Below are 3,331 nucleotides of genomic sequence, written 5' to 3' on the forward strand. Positions count from 1 at the left end.
GCGAAGCCGACTCGGCCGAACGACGCCGGCCGGCGCCGCCGAATTCGGCGACCGGCGACCACGCGGGGCTGACCGCCGGCGGCGGCGGTGCGAGCGACGCGAACTCGTCGTCCGCATGCACGATCCTGCCGCCGACGACCGTCAGCACCGACGACAGCGACGTGATCCGCGCTTCGTCGATCGTGAAGTAGTCGTCCGTCAGCACCGCGAAATCGGCGTAGTGGCCGGGCACCAGCGCGCCCTTGCAGTCGTCCTCGCCGGAAAACCACGCGCTGCCGACCGTATAGCAGCGCAGCGCCTCCATCCGGCCGAGCCGGTTGCGCTCCGGATACAGCGCCGTGCCGCCGACCGTGCGCCCCGACACCATCCAGTACAGCGACACGAACGGGTTGTAGCTCGCGATGCGCGTTGCGTCGGTGCCCGCGCCGACCGGCAGCCCGGCCGCCAGCATCGCGCGGATCGGCGGCGTGCGCATCGCGGCTTGCGCGCCGTAACGCGCGATGAAGTACTCGCCCTGGAACGCCATCCGGTGCTGGACCGTCACGCCGCCGCCGAGCGCGGCGATGCGCGCGATGTTCGCATCCGTGATCGTCTCGCAGTGATCGAAGAACCAGCGCAGGCCGTCGAACGGCGTCTCGCGGTTCACGGCTTCGAGCACGTTCAGGAAGCGGCCGATCGATTCGTCGTAGGTCGCATGCAGCCGGAACGGCCAGCGGTGCCGCACCAGCAGCCGCACCACCGCGGCCAGTTCGGCCTCCAGCGCCGCCGGCAGATCGGGGCGCGGTTCGAGAAAATTGCCGAAATCGGCGGCCGAATACACCAGCAGCTCGCCGGCGCCGTTCATCCGCAGGAACGCGTCGCCGTCGCCGGGTTTCGCGAGCGTCACCCAGCGCGCGTAGTCGTCGAGCTCCCGCCCCGCATGCTGCACGAACAGGCTGTACGCGACGCGCACGGTCATTTCGCCGCGCCGCGCGAGTGCCAGGATCGCGCCGTAGTCATCCGGAAAGGCCTGGAAATCGCCGCCCGCGTCGATCGCGCTCGTCACCCCGAGCCGGTTCAGCTCGCGCATGAAATGCCGCATCGAATTCATCTGGTCGTCGTGGCCGAGCTTCGGGGCCCGTTCGAGCGCCTCGTGCAGCACGGCCATGTCCGGGCGCGCGATCAGCAGGCCGGTCGGCCGGCCGAGGCGATCGCGCTGGATCTCGCCGCCGGGCGGGTTCGACGTGTCGCGGCCGTAGCCGATCGCGCGCAGCGCGGCCGCGTTCAGCAGCGCGCTGTCGCCCAGGTGCATGATGAAGACCGGCGTGTCGGGCGCGATCTCGTTCAGTTCGGCCGCCGTCGGCCCGCGCTTTTCGGCGAACTGGAATTCGGTCCAGCCGCCGACCACGCGCACCCAGTGCGGCGCAGGCGTGCGCAGCACCTGGCGACGCAGCATCGCGAGCGCGTCGGCCAGCGTCGGCACGCCGTCCCAGCGCAGTTCCAGGTTGAAGTTCAGGCCGCCGCGGATCATGTGCAGGTGCGAATCGTTCAGCCCCGGGATCACGGTGCGGCCGTTCAGGTCGATGCACTGCGTGCCGGCATGCGCATGCCGCATCACGTCGTGCCCGCTGCCGGCCGCGAGGATCCGGCCGTCCTTCACGGCGAGCGCGGTCACGAACGACTGCCGGTCGTCCTGCGTCGCGATCTTGCCGTTGCATACGATGAGGTCCGCCGCCGCGGCGGATGCCGTCGCCCTAAGCACCGTCATGCCCTCCGCTTGCGCCGTGAGCCGGCACGCGGCCGCCTGCCGCCTGCCTCCGGTTCGACGATACACGGACCATCCACTCCCCCTTGAACATTGAACGATCGGACCGACGGGCCGCGGCGCGATGGCGCGGTGTCGTCCTGCGCGAACCGGGCATGCCGTTACGCCACCTGCTGCATCGCATCCGCCGCCTCGTGCCGCATGCGCGACCGGCCCGCCGGCAGTGCCGGCTCCGGGCGCACGAAGTTCTGCAGGCGCGCGAGCCGGCGCACGTCGAACGCGCGCGATTGCGGATCGAAATGCCCCGACAGGTTCGCCACCAGCGACGACGCCTGGCCGGTCCGCCCGCGCTCGATCAGGTGATCGGCGAGATCGAGCGTGCCGCGCAGCGCCCACATCGCGGCGCCTTGCCCGTTCGCGGTATGGATCCCCGTCAGCAGATGCCGGTGCCCTTCGACTTCGTACGCGAGCGCGGCATCGGGCTCCGCGGTGCGGGCCTGCTCGAGCATCGCGAGCCCTCGGACGCGCAGCAGTTCCGGCACGAACAGGTGCTCGCCGTGCGCGCGGCAGCGCGCGAGCGTCGCGTCGAGTTTCACGCATGCCTCGGCCGCGCGGCCGGTGCGCGTCAGCCCTTCCGCGTACGCGACGACCAGCGGCGCGAGCAGGCGCCGGAACCCGCTCGCCTCGATGCGCCGCAGCGCGGGTTCGAGCCGCGCGAGACCGGCGCCGGGATGCCCGGCCTGCATGTCGAACTGCCCGGCGAGGCCTTCCGCGTGGCTGAGCCAGATGTCGAACCCGTTCGCCTCCGCGGTCGAGCGCAGCGTGCCGAGATAGTCGGAAATCACGTCGTGATCGCCGTAGCGCAGCGCGATCGGCACGGCCGCGGCGCCGAGCACGACGCACAGCGCCAGCCCCGACCCGGTGCGGCGCGCGGATTCGACCGCCTGCGCGGCCAGCCGCATCGCGTATTCCGGATCGCCCTGCATCCAGACGAGCCGCATCAGCATCGTGCGGCCGAGCGTCGCGACGTCGACCCCGAGCGCGGCTTCCGCGCAGGACGGCTCGCCGGCCACGGCCAGCCCGGCGGTCGCGGCCTCCAGCCGCTCGCGGGCCTGCGCGTGTTCGCCGAAGTAATGCAGCGACGTCGCGACCATCGCGTTCGCCAGCAGCCGCTGCGGCCGGTCGCCGCGCCGTTCGGCCGCGCGCTCGAAGCGCGTCGCGTAGCGCAGCGATTCGTGGATGTCGGAGCGCGTCAGCATCGTGTTCCACAGCCCGACCAGCGCGCACGCGTCGAACGCCTCGTCGCCGATCCGGCCCGCGAGCACGAGCGTCCGATCCCACATCGCGGCCGCCGCGTGCGTATCGCCGTCGGTATGCAGCAGCGCCGTCGCATAGGCGGCGCGCAGACGCAGCTCGCGTGCCGCGTCGATGCCGCCGGTATCGCCGGTTCCAGCGGCCTCGATCGCGTCGAGCGCCCGCCGCGCCGGATGCGCGCATTCGCGCATCCGCGCCGGTTCCAGCAACGCGAGCGCCAGTGCGTCCGCTTCGTGCCCTCGCGGCTCGACCGCGACGGGCTCGCGCGGCGCC

General features: G+C 72.1%; 1 protein-coding gene and 1 pseudogene. Both read right to left on the reverse strand.

Annotation, left to right across the window (positions count from 1 at the left end; genetic code table 11):
* Nucleotides 1-1,747 (reverse strand): amidohydrolase (locus DPV74_RS40180; RefSeq protein WP_162923298.1); only part of this gene is annotated, 1,747 nt, incomplete at its 3' end.
* 158 nt (nucleotides 1,748-1,905) lie between these two features.
* A pseudogene (locus tag DPV74_RS40185) lies at nucleotides 1,906-3,331 on the reverse strand (transcriptional regulator); the annotation flags it as partial.

The sequence above is a fragment of the Burkholderia sp. HAN2018 genome (assembly GCF_024704855.1).
Taxonomy (GTDB): Bacteria; Pseudomonadota; Gammaproteobacteria; order Burkholderiales; family Burkholderiaceae; genus Burkholderia; species Burkholderia cepacia.